Below are 19,527 nucleotides of genomic sequence, written 5' to 3'. Positions count from 1 at the left end.
TTACGAGTTATTGATGAGGCCAGCTTTTGCTGGCCTTTTTTATTTACATATTTACCCTCGTATTATTTGCTCAAATAGAACTTCAGCACTATTCTTTTAGAAAGCTCTTTAGGTTTTTTTTATGAATATTTCTAAAAAACTGAAGCTCTCTTTTGCTTCAGCAATAGTACTGCCTTTATTCATCATTGCCGTATTAGTTATTACACAAACTCGGCAGCAAGCTAATGATAACTTTGCATTATTAAGTCAGCGCGAAGCAACGCAAATTGATAATGCTATTGTGATGTTTTTTACTGAAATTGCTAAAAACGTCGATTATCTTGCATCTGATCCCCGCGTTCTTGCTGCTCAAGCAAATGTTAAAACCCACATGGACGCGACCACCTCAGTTGCCCTTAACCATCTTGAACAAAGTACAACAGAACAGGAGGTGTTTAAAGCATATGATCACTTCGGTCTGACTCATCCAGGATTAGCTTATATTTATATGGGTAATGAACAAGGAGGTTACATACAATGGCCTCAGGGTGAAGTTAATGCGCGGTACGACCCACGCGAAAGGCCTTGGTATAAAACTGCGGTTCAAGCGAATGGTGAAACTATTCGCACTAACGCCTATTACTGGGCAATAGACGACATGGTAATCGTATCTACTGTCAAGGCGATTAAAGACAATGGCAACATTGTCGGCGTTCAAGGGATGGATGTATCATTAAATGGTCTTACCGACATCATTGCAGATATTAAGCTAGGAGAAACGGGTTACTTAATGCTGATAGAAGATAGCGGTACCATCCTAGTAGATCCTAAAAATAATGATTACCGATTTAAGAAATTATCCGAGGTTACCGATGGTAAGTATCAAGCATTAGCCAATAATACAGCCGGCCAGTTTGAGCTTACACTTAATAATACCGATTACCTTGCGAGCATATATACATCTCGTAGTTTAGGGTGGAAATTTATTGCGTTAGTCGAAAAGTCTGAAGTAATGAGCGCTGCAAACACAATCACCCTTTATATTATATTTATTAGTGCCGTGCTGATTGCCGTTTTCATCATAATTGCGAGCTATATCGCAAAACTCATTTCCGCACCTATTGTAGAAGTAAGTGATGGTTTAACTGAAATTTCTCGTGGTGGTGGTGATTTAACACAACGGCTTTCGATTAAAACAAAAGATGAAACTGCTAAGTTAGCGAATAGTTTTAATTTATTCCTTAATCTTATTGCCGATCTGGTAAATCAGATAAACGAGTGTGCGCAAAAGGTGAGTGATACCTCGTTGCAAACATCGTCAGAGGCATCGCAACTAACAAGCTCCACATCACAGCAGCAACAAGCGCTTGAAATGGCGGCGACAGCGATAAATGAAATGGCTGCAACGGCGAATGAGGTTTCAGCCAGTTGTGCGAATGCCGCTGATTTAGCCATGCAAACACAAAAGGCCTCTGAGATTGGTCAGTCTGTAATAACAGAAACAGTGCAAAGTGTTGCATCATTAAGTGATGTGATCACCAAGGCTACTTCAGACATATCGCAGTTGGATGCCGAAAGCGAAAATATTATGTCTATATTAAGTGTAATAAGAGGCATTGCTGAGCAAACTAATTTACTTGCACTTAATGCCGCAATAGAAGCTGCTCGTGCAGGTGAACATGGTCGAGGTTTTGCTGTAGTGGCTGATGAAGTGAGAGCATTATCACAGCGGACATCTGAATCAACAGAGGAAATTGCTGGTCAATTAGATAAATTAAGAACTATGTCAGGCCAGGTTTCAAGTGAGATGAAACGAAGCTTGGAACGTACTGAAAAAACAGTAGGCTTATCTCAGTCAGCGCAGCAGCAGTTTACTGAAATCACTGAATCAATTGTTACTATTAGTGATTTAAATACTCAAATAGCAACAGCTGCTGAGGAACAGCAGCATGTTGCAGAAGACATCAATCGAAATGTAATAGAAATTAAAAACGCTGCGGATGATGTCAGTGAGATTGCAACCAGTACCAGTGAAAATGGTGACAAGCTCAACGTTTTATCTGACACATTGACCGCTCTTGTAGGCAAGTTCAAAACATAAGGTGATAAATAATAATTACTTACCACCTTTGTTTATCATTTTTTGAGGTGAGCCTTTAATTCAGCGAGTTGCTGCTTAAGTTCGTTCACTTGCCCCTGAGTTGCTGGTAATGAGTTTGTATCAGCTTTTTCTTCCCGGGCGTTGCGGTGCTCTTCAGACATAACCTCTAAAATAGCGCCAACCATCATATTTAAAAATACAAATGCAGTTAAAAAGATAAACGTAAGGTAAAAGATCCAGCTTAACTTATAAACTGCCATTGTTTCGTACATTACATCGGTCCAATCTTCAAACGTTGCAACTCTGAACAATGTTAGCATCGAGATAGATACATCTCCCCACAGTACTGGGTTTATTTCAGCAAATAGCATACTGCCCATAGCAGCATAAATATAGAAAATCACAAACATGAGTAAAGCGATATACCCCATTTGTGGAATCGCTTTAAGTAACGAATTTACTAATAAGCGTAACTCGGGGATCATTGATACTAGTCGTAGTACGCGGAATATTCTGAGTAACCGAGCGATAAATATTGTCGATCCTGCTGCCGGATATAAACTCCCTACCACAATGATAAAGTCAAAAATGTTCCAGCCTTTGGAGAAGAAATCTTTTATACCTTTACTGGCAATGTAGCGAATAACGAGTTCAACAAGGAAAAATACAGTGATCCCTACATCCATCCAGTGCAAAGCAAGCTCGGCTGTGGGATGTAAAGAATAAGTATGAGCGCCTACAGTTAGCGCAGATATTACAATAACGGCAATAACAAATGATTGAAATATTTTACTTTTATCGATACGCTGGAACAGCTCTTGTAACTGCGACAACATCATAATTCAGCCTTAACGGTAATTAATTCAAAACGTGTGCAATATACAGCAAAATCGCGTCGGATGAATTATTTTTTCGGCATAAAACGTAAGGAATTTTTAATGGTTTTCAATACACTGAAGTTGTTATTTAGTGTTTTATTTGTACTTTCTTTATCGGCTTGTACATCTGACAGTCGTTATCATGAGATTCAATCAGCGCGTTTAAATGAGTGTAACTACATGGCTGATAAAGAATATCACGAATGTGTAAAGCGCCAAGAAAGCGGTTACGACGAATACAAAAACAATAGGGCTAACGAGCAAGCATCTAAAAATGACAAAAACTGAAAAACGACTTGATAATACACTTCGAAAAATATTGACGACGGCTTGCGAAAATATAAAAGACGCGCAGACCGAATTCAGCCATCTTACGCATACAATTAATTTGAAAAAGCCTGATAGTACATTACAAGTCACCTGTTTCTTTATTGATGAGCTCGCACTAGCCCAAGCAAGTAGCCAACAGCAATTACCTTTTATTGAAAGAGAGTTAATTGAGCAGCTTCGAGTCGTGGGCTTAAAGCCCCAGACAATTAATTTTTTAGCAGTGTAAGGTGCCCATGTTTTCGAATTTAACTCACAAGAAAAAACAAGGCAGCTTATTGGTGCTGGCTTTGGTGTTTTTTATTTTAGGGATATATCAGATCACAGCATCGCCGAATGCCACACCTATACCCATTTTTAGTAATGGGTTTGTCATTGCAATCGCATTTTGGGCTTTTTCTCGTCGTTATAGTGCAAAATTTATAGAGCAACATGCGCTTGAGAATGCAATTACTAGAGATAATAACCAGCTAATTGTAAAGCAGGCACCTATACAAAAAGTATCTCAGGTTGATATTACCCGAATCAGCCAAATTACAATCGCAGACAATTACTTCAGTTGTATACTTGATAACAATGGCCAAGGCTATGATTTTCAAATAATTGGTAAAGCGTGTGACATTGAATTGCATTTGGCCTCAATTTTAACCGCGAGTGAACGCGAAGCTGTCATTATTAGCCTTGTTTAATTTGGTATAGTTTTCACATACAGTTATAATCTAGCAAAATAGTAAAAGAGATATATCATGGCTGTACCTACTCGTTCTGAAATTTCCCCGGGCACTGAAGTCAACATCGTTTTAAAGCAAGATCAGCGAAGTGGCACATTAACTAACGGCATTGTTTCGCGTTTATTGACTAAATCACCTAATCACCCTCATGGCATTAAAGTGCAGTTAGAAGATGGCCAAGTAGGGCGTGTTAAAGAGATTATTTCATGAGTGAGTTTACAGAGTCTGATTTTTGGCAATTAGTCACCGTCGATGATAAAACAGCTGATCCCGAATCTGTCACTCAACGTTTAAAAGAGTTACTTGCTGATTTAGATGACGATAGCCTGATTTCATTTGATAAGCAGTTTAGTCTTTGTATGCGTAAAAGTTATACATGGGAATTATTCGGTGCAGCGTTTGTCATGGCAGGGTGTAATGATGAGTATGGTTTTTCTGAGTTTCGTTGCTGGTTAATTTCGCGTGGTGAAAGTGCATTTAACGCGGCAATTGAAAACCCAGACTCGCTGGCTGATTGTACTCCTGTTTACCATTTAAACGAACAGCCATACCCATACTTAGATGAATACGATCTTATAGCAGGGCTGCTTTATGAAGAGCGTAATGACGATGAGCTTCCATTTGTTCCGTCAGGCCTTGAACAACCAAAGGGTAAACGTTTTAAAGATAAACCTAAATTTTTAAAGCTAGCTTATCCGCAATTATTTGCTAAATATTGGCAGTAACTTTGCCTGTATCAGTATTCTAGCTTGCTTTATTTTTTATCTTAACGGGTACACTTATATTGCAGCAGCTCATTATTTAAAGTAGGTATTAAATGCATCATTCGAAGATAGCTTTTTTCATTGCTTTGGCTTTATTTTCACATTTATGTGATGCTAAAAGTGTACTGCCTAGTAATAAAAGCCAGTTTGTTAAACTATTAAATGCCCATTTAGGTAGTTATAAACTAACAACTGGTACTAGTGAGTTATGCACTAGTGGTGAGCTGAAGTGGGTTAATCAAAATAATCCCAACCTTGGTTTCAGTTTAGGTAGTGGGATTATTTTTAACGCTTTGCATAACGGTACACAAACCAATAAAGTGCCCAATTTTTGTTTAGTCACGACTAAATTTAAATACACCAGTGAAGGTATAACCATGGCTCTTCGTCATGACCGGTGTGACAACCCTGAAGACTCACTTGATAGTAGCCAAACACTGCGCTTTTTGGCGGGTAACAAACTACAATACACTGTTGAAGATACGGATGTTATGTGCAATTTTGAGCTGCAACGTTTATAAATCACATGTTATTTTAGGTAACGCATGCCAACGAGTTGTGTAATGGGGCGATAAGTACTCGCGTTTCATATGCCATGACTGTGTTTGTTGTTGGCTTGCCAATGATAATGTATTACTGCCGTAACGTTTGTTTATAGTATCTAAGCATTGCATAAGCTTGCTATTATCTTTTGACACAGCAAATAAATCTGGTTGTTGAAATTGTACAGAGCTTAACTCTAACGCTCCCACACCACACTTATAAAACTGTATGCCAGGTTGATAGAGTTGATCAAATAACTGATTAACAGCACTGGCTAATACGCAACTATCGGAGCTTGGGGTTGCAAAGTCATAGACTAAAGACTTTTTATAGTAGATTTGTTCGTGTGCGGAGCTTGCAACAAACAATAAAAGCCTTTGAGTGACAGAGCGTTGTTGGCGAAGCTTTTTCCCAACAGTAACGCAGTGGCTTACTAATGCTGTTTTTAATGCTATTGGATCAGTTAACCGCTTACCAAAACTGCGAGTCGAAAATATTTCGCGTTTATCTTGACGTACTTCATCCCAGCTCAAACAAGTTACTCCGTTAAGCTCGTTAACGGTGCGCTCAAGTACGACACTACATTGCCTTTTTATGCGCCGAGGTTCTTGTTGCGCCAAATCAAGCGCTGAATGTATATTCATTAATTTTAATTTTTTTGCAATCCGTTTACCCACACCCCATACATCGCTTACATCCATCATGCCTAGTACGTGTTTGCGTGCGCTTTCATCATCAATAACGGCAACACCATTAAAGCCACTAAGCTTTTTAGCTGCATGATTGGCTGCTTTTGCTAAAGTAGGGGTTGGGCCAAACCCAACTCCTACAGGAAGCTTGGTTTCTTGCCACACGGTACGGCGGATCTGATGTCCATAGTGATGCCAATCACTTATTAAGGGTGTAAAACCGTTAAAGCATAAAAATGATTCATCAATACTATAAATGTGCTGATTGTCACAAAAGCGGCTTATTACATTCATCATTTTATCGCTCAAATCAGCGTATAACTCATAGTTAGATGAACGAACAATCACGTTATGCTTAGCAAGTAAGTGTTTTACTTTAAAGTAGGGCTGAAACTTAGGAATATTTAATTTACGCGCAATAGGGCATACAGCGCAAATACAGCCATCGTTATTAGTCAGCACCACAACGGGTTTAGTACGGATAGCTGGGTCATATACTTTTTCGGCACTGGCATAAAATGATACTGCATCAACTAGGGCATACATTGGTGTAACTCAGGGCTTAAACGATGTAGGCGAATTGAGCGCGTGACCACGCCTTCTAATTGGAACTCATCATCGGCTGAAAGCTGAACAGGCCCATATGCAGGGGATGCTGATAATAATTGTGCATTTGTTCTATCAAGTAATTTACACACAAATAAGCCATTTAAATTGGCCACAATCACATCGCCATTTTTAGCGTCTTCAGCTCTGTCAACTAACAGTAAATCGCCATCAAAAATACCCACGCCTTGCATTGACTCCCCAGAGGCAACACCGATAAACGTAGCATCTGGGTGTTTTATTAATAATTGATCAAGCGATAAGCCTAATTCTTTGTATTGCGCTGCAGGAGATTCAAATCCACACACGCCAGCTTCGATATAAATAGGGATAACACGCATACTAAAACACACTTAACTGTATATATGCACAGTATAGTGCTTAGCAAGCTAAAATGCCAAGGGTTAGATCAGTATGCCAAGCGCAAACGATCTATTTTACTCATGTTTTATATTGCTGATCATAGTGTTAGCTGTATGCAAAAAATTATTAGTTTGGTTTTGATCCTGCTCACCCGCAGCGGTAAACGAGAAAAAACAACGTTTGTCGTTTTCATCGGCACGTTCGTACAGTCACACGGTAGCTCTGAGTTACCAGCCAGTGCTACCGTTCATCTTGAGTCTTCATTGGTGCGTGAAATAAACCCCCTCGTACGTGAACGCTTTACGATTGAACGCGAGAATAGTGTCTGTTCTGCCTATTGGAAACAAGGCATAACAGCTGATGGTTTTAAAGTCGAAAAACAGCACCAATCAAATGCCTGAACGGCATTTGAAAAATAAAGTTACGGCACCACTTTACATTTACATTGAATATAAATAAAGCGTGTTATGAGCGTACTTAACAATATGCATTTTTCATTGTTAGAGCTTAGCCCAATGAAAGAGCATGAAACAGTCTCGCAAACACTGGCAAACAGTGTTGCGTATGCACAAAAAGCAGATGAGTTAGGTTTTAATCGCTTTTGGATGGCTGAGCATCACAATATGCCGGGTATTGTATGTGCAGCAACATCGGTATTAATCGGGCATATCGCTGGGCAAACACGTAATATCCGTGTTGGTGCTGGTGGCGTAATGTTACCCAACCACCCACCGCTTATCGTGGCAGAACAGTTTGGTACATTGGAAAGCCTTTACCCGGGGCGTATTGATTTGGGTTTAGGTCGTGCCCCTGGTAGCGACCATATAACAAGCCGAGCACTTAGACGTGATGAGCGCAGAGCTGAGAATTTTGCCGATGAAGTTACCGAGCTGCAATCATTACTAGGCCCAAATGATGGTGGCTCCCCAGTACGCGCAATACCTGGCGAAAACACTAATGTGCCCATTTGGTTGCTTGGCTCTAGTTTATATAGCGCCCAATTGGCGGCTGAAAAAGGCCTGCCTTATGTTTTTGCAGGCCACTTTGCGCCGCGCTTTTTATACGATGCAATCACCTTGTACCGTCGCGAATTTAAACCATCTGATGTATTAGACAAGCCCTATGTCATGCTGGGGTTACCTGTTGTAGCAGCAGATACAGATCAACAAGCACAACACTTAGCAACCACGTCAAAACAACGAGTGCTGGCACTATTACGCGGTCATGCTCTTTGGTTAAAGCCCCCGGTTACGAGTATGGATGAGCTTTGGAATGAGCAAGAGCAAGCACAGGTTGATAACTTTTTAGGTTTATCAGTTGTTGGCGGCCCAGCGACCATTAAACATAAGCTTGAGATGATAATAAAAGTGCTTGGGGTCGATGAGTTTATTTTTACCAATGATCTATACCACAGCCAAGATAGGCACAAAGCGCTTGAAATCTTAACCACATTAAAAAATAGCTAAATTAAGCAAGCGTACATTTTGCGCTTGCTATTATAGCTATATAGCAAAACAGCGGTAAACCATGCAGTTTACCGTTCTGTTTTATTAATCAGTTCGATTCATACAATCAATTTTAACGTTTTATAAAAACTCATTAGAATGAAGGTATAAACTAAAAAACATATTTAAAGGAAGGCTCACAGTGAAACCTCAAGACCCTGAAACCACAGATACTTTCAATAAAACAGCATTGATAGCTGAAGGGGGCGGTCAGCGAGGAATTTTCACAGCAGGTGTACTAGATGCATGGCTTGAGCACCAATACGACCCATTCGACCTTTTCATTGGCACATCAGCAGGCTCACAAAACCTAACTAGTTTTCTTTCACGCCAAAAAGGCTATGCCAAACGTCTTATTAGAGGTTTATCTCGCAACAAACGATTCTTTCAATTAGGAAGAGGGCTTGTGGGTAAAAGTATCGTGGATCTTGATTGGTACTTTGATAAAACCACAGAGTTTAATCGTGCACTTGATTTCAAAACGGCTAAAACAAGTTTAGGTGAAAGAGAGCTGTTGATCACAGCCACAAACGCGCGCGATAGAAAACCGTATTTTTTGTCCCCAACCGGTGAAGATAAACAATGGCGCGAGCTATTAAAAGCGTCCAGCGCGTTACCATTTTTATATAAGCAAGGCGTTAGATTAACTCCTTGGCTTGATAAACCTGCTGCGAATGAAGATCTTAAAATCACTGATTATAACGCGCACTCAGATAACTTCTTTTTAGACGGCGGGCTTGCCGCGCCACTACCTGTTAAAGAGGCCTATAACCGTGGCGCACGAAAAATAGTGGTAATAAGAACCGTTGATGAGAACTTTCAAGCGCAAACTGCATGGGTTCAAAAGCTAAGAACATTTGCATGTGCATCGGGCTACTGCCCAAAAACACTTGATTACTTGATTCAACACGAGCAAGCATACCTGGACGAGCTATCATTTATAGCCAATCCGCCTAGTGATGTAGAAATTATACAAATTTTTGCAGACGAAAAGCTGCACAGTAAATTATTAGGTAGCTCAAACGATGATTTACGCTTTGATCATAAGCTAGGTGTAAAGGCTGGCCGGGCTTATTTAAAAAGCCAAAACGCACGTATAGTAGATTACGCACAGAGCTACGCCATGTAACTGTGTATCAACGCTTAAACTAAAATTACCACATAAGTTTAAGCGTTGATAAAATACCTCGGAAAATTAAAGCTATGCTTTTTTTAAACTTATCGATGGCCTTTTATTGCTAATCGCCGCCCCTAATAAAATAAGCGCTAAAGCTATAAATACTGACCAACTAAAGGGAGCCTGCGAGGCGAGTATTAAAATAAAGGTAGAGAGCACCGGCGTTAAAAAACTCAATGAGGCTAATAGCGATCGGTTACCAAATTTTAAGCCATGATCCCATAAATAAAATGCACCACCCACTGGGCCTAATCCCAATAAAATAGCACCTAGCCATTGTGAGACAGACAAACTAATAACGGTTGTTTCAAAATAAAAATGTGCAAAAAGGGCAAGCACTGCCACAATAAGTGAAAGCCAGCCTATGTCATCTACATGGCTATCAAATTGCGACATTAAATAAGAATAACTAGACCACAGTACCGCGCAGCAACCTGCAAAAAAGTACCCTAAGTAATACTCACTATTGATAGATAATCCACTGCCATCGGTAATTAAACTAAGCGTGCCTAAAAACCCCAGTAATCCGCCTAATATTGCTTTAAATTTAGACCCTGGGGTAGCCACAAATACACCCAGTAATAATGGCCAAAGATACACTATTAAGCTTACCTCTATTAAGGGGCCGTACTTTAAAGCCATAAAATAACAAAAGTGAAAACCAAATAAACCAGCAACACCTATTATCATTTGCTTTTTAGAAAGCTTAGGAGGGGTTAATAATGGCTGTTTTGAAGCAAAACGCTTTACTAATAAAATAATAAAAGAGAGTGAAAAGCACATGAAAAGTAACTGAAAAGCAGGGAGCGCTTTGGTTAAATTACCCAGTAAAGCTAAAAGCCCCCACGAAAATATTGCTAAAAAACCTATGTGTGTTGCCATTAATTATCCTCCGTAAATACTATTTACTGAGTGTATCAATACAGGCTTTTAAAAATGTGCTAAAAAGACGGTGTTATTGTTTGCTCTGACGCAATTTGACCTAAGTTCTGCTTGAGCTTGATTTATTATCTCGTGTTTAGGTTATCTATATTATTGCTTTGCAAATGCCTTAGGTGGCTGCCCAAAGTATAAATTGAACCGGCGGCTAAAGGCAGAGGCATCGTTATAACCAATGCGCTCGCCTACTAAAGCAATCGGTAAGTCTGAATGGGTTAAAAGGGCGCGAGCGTGCTGCATTCGCAACATAGTTAAATATTGCAGTGCACTCATAGTGGTACTTTTTTTAAACACAGTTTTAAATTGCGTAACGCTTAAACAGGCTATATCGGCCAGCTCTTTTAACGTGTAGGGGTACGCTAAATTTTGCTTAACAATGGTTATTACATTATCTATTCGCTTATCAATATTACTGTGGCTACTTTGCTCACAAAGTAATAAGTAAAACAAATCAAAGGTTGAACTAGTAAGCTTTTCATCGCTAACAAAAAGCAGTTGCTGCTCTATAAACTGTAAGTAACTTAATAAACGGCTATCTATTGAGATTTTAGGGCATAAAAGATGAATAAGGTTTTCAGGTAGCGCGTCTAAATCTGCCACAATAAAACGCGCGGCTTCATCGGCCGTAAAGGCATGCACCACGTTTTTTTCTATAACGATACAACTACCCGTACTAACCGTTGTTTTAAAGTCATTATTTAACGTTATGAAAATTTCACCGTGTAAGGGTAAAACAAGTTGATGGTAATTATGCTGGTGGCGCTTTATATCTTGCGAATAATACCGAATAGAAAGCTTATTCATTGCCGACTCCATTACCTAATAAATAAACCGAGTATTGTCTAAAATACTTTAATTAAAACATGGCGTTAATAAAACCTAAGTAGATGATAATAATATACTGGTTTCGCTATTTAAAATGCCTTCTATTTCGCGCACTTGCCTAAGTACGCCATCAAACTCACCTAAATTTGCAGCCTGTATTTCAGCCACTAAATCCCAAGCGCCGTTGGTTGTATGTAACTTTGTTAGCTCTGGTATGCCGCGCAGGGTTTTAATTACCTGCGATGTAGATTTACCCACCACTTCCACCATCATTATTGCTCTTACAGCCTCGGTTTCTATGTGTTCATGTACACGCACCGTAAAGCCTAATATCGCGCCCGATGAAACTAAACGGTCTAAGCGATTTTGCACCGTCCCGCGTGACACCTTTAAAACATCGGCTAGGGCTGAAATAGAAGCGCGGCCATCTTTTCGTAATTCGGCTATTAATGCGTTATCTAAGGAGTCGTAAATGTAAGGGGTCATAAAACGCCTTGGGTTATGTGTTTATTACAAATTACTAAATTTGCACTTTAATGCATAGCAATTTGCTAAAAAATAATACTATTTGTATTAACTTTTGGCATTTTAACTGTCACCTCTGGCCTATAAACTTATTTCAATTAACTTATTTAGTCATTAAAGAGGTATTTATGAGTCATTTTATAACAGAGCCAAAACAAGGTGTTCCATTTGTTAGCGTACAGGCAATGGCCAAACTTATAAATAAAGTTGGAATAGAAAATGTATTGCTTGAGCTTACCCAAAGATTAGAACACGACTTTGCTCGCTGGGTCGAATTTGATAAATCGCCACGTTATGCGGCGCACTCTCCGGATGGCGTAATAGAGCTTATGCCCGTAAGCGACGGTAAAATGTTTAGCTGTAAATATGTAAATGGTCATCCAAAAAACACCTTTAAAGAACTTCAAACCGTGGCCGCGTTTGGTATTTTGTCGGATGTTGATAGCGGCTATCCGGTTATGATCAGCGAAATGTGCTTACTAACAGCCTTACGCACAGCGGCTACATCGGCGCTTGTGGCAAAGTATTTAGCACCCAAACATTCAACAACGCTTACATTAATTGGTAATGGTGCACAGTCTGAGTTTCAGGCATTGGCTTTTAAAGCTGTAATAGGCATTACCCACATTCGTTTATACGATATTGATAAAAACGCCTCTAAAAAAGCCTACAACAACTTAAGTGGTTACGGTTTAAATGTAACTATATGCAATAGCGCAGAAGAAGCCGTGCAAGGTGCGCACATTATTACAACCTGCACGGCTGATAAAACCAACGCAACCATTTTAACCAGCGATATGATCCCGCAAGGTGTTCATATTAATGCGATTGGTGGCGATTGCCCTGGTAAAACAGAGCTTGATTCGCAATTGTTAGCGCGCGCAAATGTGTTTGTAGAGTATGAGCCTCAAACCAGAATAGAGGGCGAAATACAGCAAATGGACGAAACCTTTGCCGTGACTGAGTTTCATAAAGTAATTAATAAGCAAACACCTGGGCGTACAAGTAACGACGAGCTTACTATTTTTGATGGGGTAGGTTTTGCGAGCGAAGACTTTACCGCGCTGATTTATATTAAAGACGCGCTGGTGGTTGCGGGTGAGTTTTCATTACTTGATTTAATTACACAACAAGCCGATCCGCGTAATTTATTTTCGGTACTTAATAGCGCGCAAACATCAAAAACAACTAAGCAAGAGCAAGTCGCATGAGCCATATAGAGCAAGCACCAACAGCGGTGGTTATGGTGCGCCCGCATCACTTTACATCTAACCCACAAACCATGTTAGACAATACGTTTCAAAGTACCTGCAACTCACAAAACCAGAGTCAGCTTGCCTTTGACGAAGTAACTAATGCGGTTAAATTAATACAAAACGAGGGCGTAACAGTTCATCTTTTTGAAGACGAACATACACACACGCCCGATTCTGTGTTTCCAAATAATTGGTTTTCTACTCATCAAAGTGGCGAGCTAGTTATATACCCAATGTACGCAGAAAACAGAAGGTTAGAATATCGAAAAGATATTATTGATTTTTTGACTAATCAATATAAAGTGTTGTCTGTGACTGATTATTCATTTTTAGCGAAAGAAAATGCGTTTCTAGAAGGCACAGGATCGCTTGTTATTGACCACCCACATAAGCTTGCTTATGCAGTAGAATCGAAGCGCACTACTAAAGCTGTGGTTAATACAGTATGCGAGCAATTAAAGCTAAAACCTGTTGTATTTAATGCCTACGATGAGCAAGGTACTGCGGTTTATCATACTAATGTACTGATGTGTGTAGCCACAGAGTTTGCCATGATCAGCTTAAATATGGTGCCAAATAGTCAACACAAACAATTAACTAGCTATTTTAAACAAAGCCATTTAGAAGTAATAAACTTAACTAATGAGCAAATAAATAGCTTTTGCGGCAATGCAATAGAGCTACAAGGTACAAATGGTCGTATTTTAGCCCTCTCACAAACGGCGTTTAATGCACTTACAACCGAGCAAAAAGCAGCAATACAAAAAACAGCTAAACTTGTTCCGTTACCTATACCAACCATAGAGTCGGCGGGAGGTTCGGTTAGATGCATGATTGCGGGTATACACCTGCAAAGTAAATAACCTACCACTAGGTCAACATTCAAAGGCAGCTTAGTTCCGCTAAGCTATGGCTAACATGCATTATTAAATGCAAATTACTCAACTACTCGCTGAGTAAAACATAATAAATACAAAAAGGATTAGCCCATGTTCGATACCGTAGTAAAAAGTGTAAATGGCCTATTATGGGGCGAAGGCCAAATACTAATTTATATACTACTATTTGCAGGTATTTGGTTTTCAGTACGTTTAAAAGCAATTCAACTTGTTAAATTTAAGCACATGTTTAGCCTGTTAAAAGGCAGTAGTAAGTGTAATAAAAACGATATTTCATCATTTCAAGCGCTCTGTACTGGGCTGTGTGCCAGAGTAGGCACAGGTAATTTAGCCGGTGTGGCTGTGGCAATATCACTCGGTGGTAGCGGAGCCATATTTTGGATGTGGATGATTGCCATTTTAGGCATGGCCACAGGCTTTGCCGAAAGCGTACTGGGGCAAGTGTATAAAGTACGCGATAGTAACGGCGAATTTAGAGGCGGGCCTGCATATTACATTCAACAAGGTATAGGCAGTCGTGCATTTGCTATTGTGTTTGCCGCCTGTTTGTTTTTAGGTTACGGCTTTACCTTTAGCGCAATGCAAACCAATACTATAACCGATGCACTTAATTACGCGTTTGAAATTCCAAACTTTTATTCTGGGATTGTTATTACTGTTCTTGCAGGGTCGATTATACTCGGTGGGTTTAAAGCAATCGCCCGATTTGCCGAGCGCGTTGTACCGATAATGGGCATTGTATTTGTATTAGCGGCGGTGATCATCACCCTTATCAACTTCACCCAAGTACCTGCCATGCTTAAAGATATATTTTTATCAGCGTTTGGCTTGCAAGAAGCTGGTGCAGGCGCCATGGGTGCAGCCATTAAAAATGGTATACAACGCGGCTTATATTCTAATGAGGCTGGCGCGGGAAGTGTGCCGCATGCATCGGCTAGTGCCAGTCCAATGCCAAACCACCCAGCGACGCAAGGCTACATACAAATGTTAGGGGTGTTTTTCGATACCATTGTATTGTGTAGTTGTACCGCCGTTATTATTTTATTGGCTGATGTAGATATAAGCGGTGAGATGGAAGGCATACGCTTAACGCAAAGCGCTATGACCTCACACTTAGCGCAAGGCGGCGTATATTTTGTAGCCGCTGCCATTACTTTATTTGCTTTTACCTCGGTGGTTGCTAACTACGCCTACGCCGAAAGTAACCTCCACTTATTTAAGCTCGATAACAAAGTAGGGCGCAGTATTTATACTTTGCTTTATTTATCAATGATGTTGTGGGGCGCATCAGCCACCTTAAAACAAGTATGGGATTTAGCTGATATTGCGTTAGGGTTAATGACAGTAGTAAACGTTATCGCTATTATACTACTCACACCGACCATTTTGTCTGTTACTAACGACTACCACGCACAAAGAGACAAAGGCATAGAGCCTGAGTTTAAGGTAAAAAACGTAAAAGTGCAGGGCAAATGTGAAGACGGAATTTGGGATTAAGATTAAAGTTTAAGTGTGTTTTTATTGCATAAATATTCACTTTTAAGTTTAGCTTTAATAACATTAAACTGCGACTCTACAGGTAGTATTTTTAGATGATCGACATTTATGCAGGTAAAACTGCAGCAACAATAATAAACGAACAAGGTTTAAAGCCTGAACTTTTTACATCATTTTTAGGCGCAAGTGGTGGGCCGAAATGGTTTACCTTATTTGGTTTAGATAAATACCTTTTTGGCGAATTTTTTAAAGGTAGAACGCAGCAATTAAACTTAATTGGTTCATCTGCAGGGGCATTTCGTGCAGCGTGTTTTTCACAAAACGACCCAGTAGCGGCCATAACACGGTTAGCAAAATCCTACAGTGAAACTCGTTATGAAACCAATAAACCAACCCCTGAAGAAATAACAACCAAAGCGCGTGCCTTACTTGAAGAGGTTTTTGGTGATAACGGGGTTGCTGAAATAATAAATAACCCTGTGTTTAAATCTCATTTTATTGTAGCAAAATCAAATGGTTTGGTTGCAAGTGAGCGAAAAGCATTACAGTTATTAGGCTTAACCAAAAGCTATTTAAGTAATCGCGTACATCGCCGATTTTTAACTAAGCAATATGAGCGTTTTATTTATCAAGCTCCCAATAGCAATTTTGAAATTGAAGACAGTTATCAATTTAAAACCACACAATTGGATTTAACCACTGATAATTTAAAAGATGCATTACTCGCATCGGGCTCAATACCGTTGGTCATGCAAGGTATAAAAAATATTGCTGGTTCACCTCCTGGTATGTACCGCGATGGCGGCATTATTGACTACCACTTCGATTTAAAAATTAATAATCCGGGACTAATTTTATACCCACATTTTAATAGTGATCCAAAAGCAGGGTGGTTTGATAAAAATTTAAAACGCACAGTCGCACCAGAAAACTACGACAACGTAGTCATGATTTCACCATCACAAGAATTTGTTATGGGCTTACCTTACGGAAAAATTCCAGACAGAAACGACTTTACAGATCTTGATGCCGACACCCGAATTAAATACTGGCGTACAGTATTTAGCGAAACCGAAAAACTAGCAGATGCCTTAGATAAACAGTTAAACAATACGCTAAAACTCATTCCATATCCCTAGGTAATATCAATAAGGTAATTGTAATTGCTTATTTTTATGATTCAACTATCATTGAACTAGTTGATTTTGAATGAAGAAAAACCATATTATGCCTTTTAGCAGCTTAGATTTACTTGAAAACGAAAAACAAAGTAAAGCTTATGAAAAACGTACTCGATATGTGGAAATCGTCGCAAAAGCATTAGCGCTTGGCTGTATTTTACTGTCTGTTTTATCAATTTCTGGTTACGTTTTTTCTGCACCTCAATTATACAGGCCGATTTCTGGGGGCTCAGCGACACACCCACTTACAGCTATTACAATTATACTGATCGGTTTAAGTGTTTTTTTAGAGCATAAAAAATACTTTACGATTTTTAACCCCTTGTTAGCAATAGCTGCCTTAATTACGTCACTGATGGTAACCGTTGATATTTCTACTAATACTACTTTTACTCGCCATATCACGCCTTTTTCACACACTATAAGTTCAGAAGTGAGCGCTGGCTTGTCTAATTCCATGGGCATAAATACAGCTATCATGATGATTTGTTTATCCTGTGCATTGTTGTTTGGTAGTTTGAATAAAATTATGATTGCGCAATTTACAGCCTTTATCGGTTTAGCTGTACCAATGCTGTCAATTATTGGATATGCCTATGGAATTAAAAGCTTCTTTGGAAATATGTCAATACTAACAACGACCTATGGAATATTTCTTGGCCTGAGTGTGTTGTTTATTCATGCAAAATATGGTGCTGTACATGCATTATTATCACCGCATATTGGTGGGCGAATTGCTCGATTTCAGGTACTAATAGGGTACTTTGTACCAATCACAATTGGCTATTTATTTATTCAGTCATTGGTTTCAGTTAAACTGGAAGACTTGTTTGGCTTATACGTTGTTGTAATCTCATGGTTTATAATTATATTAATTATCACAAGTGCAATATTTCAAGAAAAAATTGATGAAAAAAGGCGCGCTGCAGAACTGGCATTACTACAAGCGGCAACACATGACAGTTTAACTGGCATAGCTAATAGGCGGCATTTTATGGAGTTAGCAAAAAGCGCCTTGAGAAAAATACTTTTAACGCTGCTGAGACTTACATTTTGATGCTTGATGTTGACCACTTCAAATCCGTAAATGATAGAGCTGGTCATGCAATTGGCGATAAAGTACTAATTGCTATCGCATCAACATTAAATAATTGCGTACGGGAAACAGACTCAGTATGTAGATTAGGTGGTGAAGAGTTCGCAGTTATATTACCAAATATAGATAAAGATGGTGCAGAAGTAACTGCAGAAAAAATCAGAACGGCGATAGAAAGAACAGATATTCCTGAATACACTGATATTTATGGCCAAGTTACAACATCGATAGGTATTGCAAAAGCTGAAGAAAACGAGACTATTGATACTGTTTTAACAAATGCCGATAAAGCTCTCTATTTAGCAAAAGAATCTGGTCGAAATAAATCCGTACTGTTCATACCACAAGATTCGTAATAGTAAAGCTGCACGACATAATAGTTTGTCGTGTAGTTCATAAGTTTAATTTAATAAAGAGATAAACTAACGTATAACTAACAACCAATAAATTATGGTACGTTATTAAAGAAAAGGGCGAAAAGCCCTTTTTTGTTATGCACTTAAATTTCTGTCAATTGTGAAAGCTTGTCTTTATCGTCCAAAATGTTTTTTAATTTGAGATGATTTTACTGCGTCTTGCTGTCCACAATGGGAGCACTTAAAATTATAGACACCTTCACTACCAATTGTAGAGCTAAAATCTTCACCCCTGTATGCAGAGAATTCAGAACTACAAGTATGACAATAAACCTCGAAAGATTTATATGTATACCCAACAATTTGGTTTTCGGAACCTAAAGTAGAAGACTTGATATATTCTCCATATTCTTTACGAATTGAGAGGCTTGGTAATACTAACGAATGTTCTGGCATATGGATTTCCTAAGTTTTACTTGTATAAACACTGTACCACATTTTGGTTATATAGATATAGCTAAATGATATATGGGAAGTGTTTTACAAATAAAAAGTCGTTATTCCGAATCTTAGTCACTAAAACAACACATAACCCATAAGTTATGTTATGTTAAATTGGTTGGTGAAAATTAAAGTGGGCGTAATCATACAAACTAGCCCACTTTTAGAAGGGTTTTTAAGGTTTAATTTAGCTCAGAATCTACCCAGAACTTAGTGCCTTTTAGTACAGCTTGTAATGCCAGACCATTTTCGGTTAATGAATACACAGTTACTTGGTCTGCAATAGCTTCAGCAACTATAGCCCCTCCTTGATCTTGATATTTTGCGGCAGCATCGGCATTTCCACCAAAGGCCCAACCATGTTCAACAAAGCGGTTTAATGCAGCTTGATCATGAAAAACCATAACAACATTAAAGTCTTTAACGCCTAAACCAAGGCCTAAACCAGCTTCACCCATATTCATATAAGTTGATTTACCCGTTAGGTTATTTTTTACTACGCCATAACCACCACCAAAACTAGCAAGTACTACATTTACATTGGCATTATCGAAAACAGCATAACCGGCAGAGCTGGCAATTTGTTGTTTAACATCAGGCTTTTCTGTATATAATTTGGCTAACGTATCTGCACGCATGTTTTGGACTAAATTACGCTTTTCATTTGGCGAGGCACTGCCAGTAGTCGCACACCCTGATAAGATTAAAGTTAGTGTTACTAAACTTAAAACAATTAATTTTTTCATATGCTTTCCTTAAACACCGACAGCAGCAAAAACTAAGCAACAG

General features: G+C 39.1%; 24 protein-coding genes. 16 read left to right on the top strand and 8 right to left on the bottom strand.

What is annotated here, in order from left to right; translation table 11 throughout:
* Nucleotides 1–121: 121 nt before the first annotated feature.
* On the top strand, nt 122–2,080 hold the full coding sequence (locus CSC79_RS01645) for a methyl-accepting chemotaxis protein (protein WP_099293302.1): 1,959 nt from the start codon (nt 122–124) through the stop codon (nt 2,078–2,080).
* A gap of 35 nt (nt 2,081–2,115) precedes the next feature.
* Here the strand turns inward: CSC79_RS01645 and CSC79_RS01640 are convergent, their stop codons facing one another.
* Nucleotides 2,116–2,916 carry an ion transporter gene (locus CSC79_RS01640; protein ID WP_180270373.1) on the bottom strand — a complete coding sequence of 267 codons (801 nt, stop codon included), beginning with the start codon at nt 2,914–2,916 and terminating at the stop codon, nt 2,116–2,118.
* Nucleotides 2,917–3,018: 102 nt separating this feature from the next.
* On the opposite strand from CSC79_RS01640, the gene CSC79_RS01635 reads away from it, so the two are divergent.
* The 6 genes from CSC79_RS01635 to CSC79_RS01610 all read left to right on the top strand — a co-directional run bounded on the left by CSC79_RS01635 (nt 3,019) and on the right by CSC79_RS01610 (nt 5,301).
* Nucleotides 3,019–3,246 (top strand): hypothetical protein, encoded by a 228-nt coding sequence (locus tag CSC79_RS01635; RefSeq protein ID WP_099293298.1) that lies wholly within the window; start codon nt 3,019–3,021, stop codon nt 3,244–3,246.
* Complete coding sequence (locus tag CSC79_RS01630) at nt 3,233–3,514, top strand: hypothetical protein (protein ID WP_099293296.1); 282 nt, start codon at nt 3,233–3,235, stop codon at nt 3,512–3,514. Before CSC79_RS01635 ends, CSC79_RS01630 begins: the two co-directional genes overlap by 14 nt.
* Before the next feature lie 7 nt (nt 3,515–3,521).
* Complete coding sequence (locus CSC79_RS01625; RefSeq protein WP_099293294.1) at nt 3,522–3,974, top strand: hypothetical protein; 453 nt, start codon at nt 3,522–3,524, stop codon at nt 3,972–3,974.
* A gap of 57 nt (nt 3,975–4,031) precedes the next feature.
* On the top strand, nt 4,032–4,226 hold the full coding sequence (locus CSC79_RS01620) for a YwbE family protein (RefSeq protein ID WP_099293292.1): 195 nt from the start codon (nt 4,032–4,034) through the stop codon (nt 4,224–4,226).
* Nucleotides 4,223–4,741 carry a DUF4240 domain-containing protein gene (locus tag CSC79_RS01615; protein ID WP_099293290.1) on the top strand — a complete coding sequence of 173 codons (519 nt, stop codon included), beginning with the start codon at nt 4,223–4,225 and terminating at the stop codon, nt 4,739–4,741. Before CSC79_RS01620 ends, CSC79_RS01615 begins: the two co-directional genes overlap by 4 nt.
* A gap of 92 nt (nt 4,742–4,833) precedes the next feature.
* Nucleotides 4,834–5,301, top strand: a complete 468-nt coding sequence (locus tag CSC79_RS01610; protein WP_099293288.1) for a hypothetical protein — start codon at nt 4,834–4,836, stop codon at nt 5,299–5,301.
* Here CSC79_RS01610 and CSC79_RS01605 read toward each other — a convergent pair.
* Together CSC79_RS01605 and umuD are read right to left on the bottom strand one after the other, a co-directional pair.
* Nucleotides 5,296–6,558, bottom strand: a complete 1,263-nt coding sequence (locus CSC79_RS01605; RefSeq protein WP_099293286.1) for a Y-family DNA polymerase — start codon at nt 6,556–6,558, stop codon at nt 5,296–5,298. The two genes, CSC79_RS01610 and CSC79_RS01605, sit on opposite strands and share 6 nt — an antisense overlap.
* On the bottom strand, nt 6,546–6,959 hold the full coding sequence (umuD, locus tag CSC79_RS01600) for a translesion error-prone DNA polymerase V autoproteolytic subunit (RefSeq protein ID WP_058559405.1): 414 nt from the start codon (nt 6,957–6,959) through the stop codon (nt 6,546–6,548). The genes CSC79_RS01605 and umuD overlap by 13 nt, the downstream gene beginning before the upstream one ends.
* A 24-nt stretch (nt 6,960–6,983) precedes the next feature.
* On the opposite strand from umuD, the gene CSC79_RS01595 reads away from it, so the two are divergent.
* The 3 genes from CSC79_RS01595 (at nt 6,984) to CSC79_RS01585 (ending at nt 9,615) form a co-directional block, all read left to right on the top strand.
* Nucleotides 6,984–7,382 carry a hypothetical protein gene (locus CSC79_RS01595; protein WP_099293284.1) on the top strand — a complete coding sequence of 133 codons (399 nt, stop codon included), beginning with the start codon at nt 6,984–6,986 and terminating at the stop codon, nt 7,380–7,382.
* A gap of 66 nt (nt 7,383–7,448) precedes the next feature.
* A complete protein-coding gene (locus CSC79_RS01590; protein WP_099293282.1) occupies nt 7,449–8,447 on the top strand; it encodes an LLM class flavin-dependent oxidoreductase in 999 nt (332 codons plus the stop codon).
* A 181-nt stretch (nt 8,448–8,628) separates the two neighbouring features.
* A complete protein-coding gene (locus CSC79_RS01585) occupies nt 8,629–9,615 on the top strand; it encodes a patatin family protein (RefSeq protein ID WP_099293280.1) in 987 nt (328 codons plus the stop codon).
* 72 nt (nt 9,616–9,687) lie between these two features.
* Here CSC79_RS01585 and CSC79_RS01580 read toward each other — a convergent pair whose 3' ends face one another.
* From CSC79_RS01580 to CSC79_RS01570, 3 genes are all read right to left on the bottom strand, one after another.
* Nucleotides 9,688–10,545, bottom strand: coding sequence for an EamA family transporter (locus tag CSC79_RS01580; RefSeq protein ID WP_099293278.1), 858 nt, complete (start codon nt 10,543–10,545; stop codon nt 9,688–9,690).
* Nucleotides 10,546–10,695: 150 nt separating this feature from the next.
* Nucleotides 10,696–11,406, bottom strand: coding sequence for an AraC family transcriptional regulator (locus CSC79_RS01575; RefSeq protein WP_099293276.1), 711 nt, complete (start codon nt 11,404–11,406; stop codon nt 10,696–10,698).
* Between the two features lie 75 nt (nt 11,407–11,481).
* Nucleotides 11,482–11,913, bottom strand: coding sequence for an Lrp/AsnC family transcriptional regulator (locus tag CSC79_RS01570; protein WP_054201566.1), 432 nt, complete (start codon nt 11,911–11,913; stop codon nt 11,482–11,484).
* Nucleotides 11,914–12,080: 167 nt separating this feature from the next.
* Between CSC79_RS01570 and CSC79_RS01565 the strand changes: the two genes are divergently transcribed.
* From CSC79_RS01565 to CSC79_RS01540, 6 genes are all read left to right on the top strand, one after another.
* Nucleotides 12,081–13,163, top strand: coding sequence for an ornithine cyclodeaminase (locus CSC79_RS01565; RefSeq protein WP_099293274.1), 1,083 nt, complete (start codon nt 12,081–12,083; stop codon nt 13,161–13,163).
* Complete coding sequence (locus tag CSC79_RS01560; protein WP_099293272.1) at nt 13,160–14,071, top strand: arginine deiminase-related protein; 912 nt, start codon at nt 13,160–13,162, stop codon at nt 14,069–14,071. Before CSC79_RS01565 ends, CSC79_RS01560 begins: the two co-directional genes overlap by 4 nt.
* A gap of 126 nt (nt 14,072–14,197) precedes the next feature.
* Entirely contained in the window at nt 14,198–15,604 is a 1,407-nt protein-coding gene (locus tag CSC79_RS01555; RefSeq protein ID WP_099293270.1) for an alanine/glycine:cation symporter family protein, read from the top strand.
* 95 nt (nt 15,605–15,699) lie between these two features.
* A complete protein-coding gene (locus CSC79_RS01550) occupies nt 15,700–16,743 on the top strand; it encodes a patatin-like phospholipase family protein (RefSeq protein WP_099293268.1) in 1,044 nt (347 codons plus the stop codon).
* A 70-nt stretch (nt 16,744–16,813) separates the two neighbouring features.
* Nucleotides 16,814–17,842 (top strand): hypothetical protein, encoded by a 1,029-nt coding sequence (locus tag CSC79_RS01545; RefSeq protein WP_143483811.1) that lies wholly within the window; start codon nt 16,814–16,816, stop codon nt 17,840–17,842.
* Nucleotides 17,842–18,237, top strand: coding sequence for a GGDEF domain-containing protein (locus CSC79_RS01540; protein WP_237113942.1), 396 nt, complete (start codon nt 17,842–17,844; stop codon nt 18,235–18,237). The genes CSC79_RS01545 and CSC79_RS01540 overlap by 1 nt, the downstream gene beginning before the upstream one ends.
* A gap of 174 nt (nt 18,238–18,411) precedes the next feature.
* On the opposite strand, the gene CSC79_RS19980 is transcribed toward CSC79_RS01540, so the two are convergent.
* Nucleotides 18,412–18,693 (bottom strand): hypothetical protein, encoded by a 282-nt coding sequence (locus CSC79_RS19980; protein WP_143483810.1) that lies wholly within the window; start codon nt 18,691–18,693, stop codon nt 18,412–18,414.
* 227 nt (nt 18,694–18,920) lie between these two features.
* The gene (locus CSC79_RS01535) at nt 18,921–19,484 is read right to left on the bottom strand and encodes a YSC84-related protein (protein WP_099293262.1); all 564 of its coding nucleotides are present in this window, start codon (nt 19,482–19,484) and stop codon (nt 18,921–18,923) included.
* Nucleotides 19,485–19,527: the final 43 nt, after the last annotated feature.

Origin of the sequence: Pseudoalteromonas sp. 3D05 (genome assembly GCF_002723455.1) — a bacterium.
Classification (GTDB): domain Bacteria; phylum Pseudomonadota; class Gammaproteobacteria; order Enterobacterales; family Alteromonadaceae; genus Pseudoalteromonas.
The sequence above is the reverse complement of the archived record's forward strand: the minus strand, read 5'-3'. Positions and strand labels throughout refer to the sequence as shown.